Here is a 1,344-nt window from a genome sequence, read left to right on the forward strand (position 1 = left end):
ACTTAAATTTAAGTTTCATATTTAATAATTCCATCAACTCACTGCAACAGGCAAAAGTCAGATAATACTCCGAGTTATCTGAAACTGTGCCAGACGTTGCTAAGTAGCCAGCCTGAGGCGTATGAACATGAAGGTAAGTGACGTCATCAGTAACTAAGTATTATTGCTCTTTAACATCTTAGAACGGATTCAGGCACTCTTGAATCAACCATCATTGAGTGAGTTTTGGTGTGGCTATACCACAGCTAAAACTTACTTTGGAGGTCAATATGACACAAATTACCGTCATTAAACGCAGTAACTACGCACAACGTAGATATGAACGTAGAGCTGCATTTCTCGCTAAAAAACGTCAGGAAGCAGAACAAAAATGCCAAGTCCGTTCTACAGAGCAAATCCTTGATTCCATATTTAACAAGCAAGATGACACCGTTAATACCATTGCATCACTCACTCTCAATCTAAAAGACAAAAAGCCTCAGCCTTCATTTGATAACTGTTGTTTGCCTAAATCAACTTTGTATTTAGTCAAAAATAAATATCGACAACCTATTCTGGAATCAAGAGACTTAACAGCAAGAGTTTGATAATGCATAATACCTAACTTTTACTAAGCGAATTAACTTGGAAAATAAAATAAGGTGATTATTTAATGCATAAACTAGCTATAGCACTTTCATTGATTTACATAACATTCCTTAGTGGTTGTGCAACTATAGTAGGCGAAAAAACGCAAAGAATACAAATTGAAAGTAATCCAACTGATGCTGAATTTACTATTAAAGACGAAAGAGGAGCCATCATTTCTCATGGCAAAACCCCACAAGGAGTAACTTTAGAAAAGTCTGACGGTAGTTATTTTGGAAAAAAAAGCTACGAAATAACCTTAACAAAGGATGGATTCAACCAAGTTACTCTACCACTAAAAAATAGTGCTAATGGATGGTATATTGGAGGTAATATAGTCTTTGGTGGATTAATTGGTTGGTTAGTCGTTGATCCATTTAATGGAGGAATGTATACCATTCATCCCAAAGAAATTAATGCTGTTCTACCAATTAAACCTTGATAAACTTCGTAAAATTTTTTGTGTAAACCCTCACTTGAGGGTTTTATTAACTCCATTTGATAACTGTTGCTTACCTAATACTTATCTCTATTCTGCAAGAAAATACTCAAAAACCCGCAAATCAAATAGCATACAGACAAAATGATTTGATAGTCTTTGCAGCAATTCTGTTCTACACTTAATTCCATAAGTTTCAGATAATAGTATTCCCTCCCGATGGGCTGGGAATTTATAAATCTCCCAATTTCAGGGAGGCCAGGTTGTTAAAGAGCGGT

The 1,344-nt window shown here is 35.3% G+C and carries 2 protein-coding genes; both read left to right on the forward strand.

Annotation, left to right across the window (positions count from 1 at the left end):
* Positions 1-269 precede the first annotated feature (269 nt).
* Positions 270-587: a hypothetical protein gene (locus G468_RS0118035; RefSeq protein WP_026824151.1), complete on the forward strand. Its 318-nt coding sequence runs from the start codon at positions 270-272 to the stop codon at positions 585-587.
* Positions 588-652: 65 nt separating this feature from the next.
* Positions 653-1,069, forward strand: coding sequence for a hypothetical protein (locus G468_RS0118040; protein ID WP_026824152.1), 417 nt, complete (start codon positions 653-655; stop codon positions 1,067-1,069).
* Positions 1,070-1,344 lie beyond the last annotated feature (275 nt).

Origin of the sequence: Arsenophonus nasoniae DSM 15247, from assembly GCF_000429565.1 — a bacterium.
In the GTDB taxonomy this organism is placed as follows: Bacteria; Pseudomonadota; Gammaproteobacteria; order Enterobacterales; family Enterobacteriaceae; genus Arsenophonus; species Arsenophonus nasoniae.